The 448-nt window shown below is 66.3% G+C and carries 1 protein-coding gene; it reads right to left on the minus strand.

The window, feature by feature from the left end; genetic code table 11:
• Positions 1 to 448 (minus strand): glycosyltransferase family 4 protein (locus KDH83_RS31635; protein ID WP_212323128.1); only part of this gene is annotated, 448 nt, incomplete at both ends.

Here is a 448-nt window from a genome sequence, read left to right on the forward strand (position 1 = left end):
GCATAGGGCGAATCCATCAGACTGCGCCGCGTGTGCTCGCTGACGCAGATCACGCGGTCCGTGGCCAGGCGCGCCCGCAGGAACGCGCCCACGCTGCCCGCGAGACGTGAATTGTGCTGCGTGTAGACGATCGCCGGACGCCCGCCACGCAAGCCCGCCCCCGCCAGCATGCAAAGCCGGTGGTCGACCGCGCCGTTCACATGCACCAGGTCAAAGCGCTCGGTCTTCAGCAGCATGCGCATGCGCCGCAGACCGGGCCAGGTTGCAAGCAAGCCGCCCTTGAAATCCAGCTGCACGACCCGCAAGCCCGGCATGCGCGAAGCTTCGACAAACAAACGACTGCCGGCCGGCGCGGCGATCATGATGTCATGCGAGCCTTGCAGCGCCCGCACCAGGGACAGCACATAAGTCGTATGGCCGCCGCCGTTGCCATGATGGAAGTTGGTGT

Source organism: Achromobacter sp. Marseille-Q0513 (assembly GCF_018195695.1).
Lineage (GTDB): Bacteria > Pseudomonadota > Gammaproteobacteria > Burkholderiales > Burkholderiaceae_B > Achromobacter.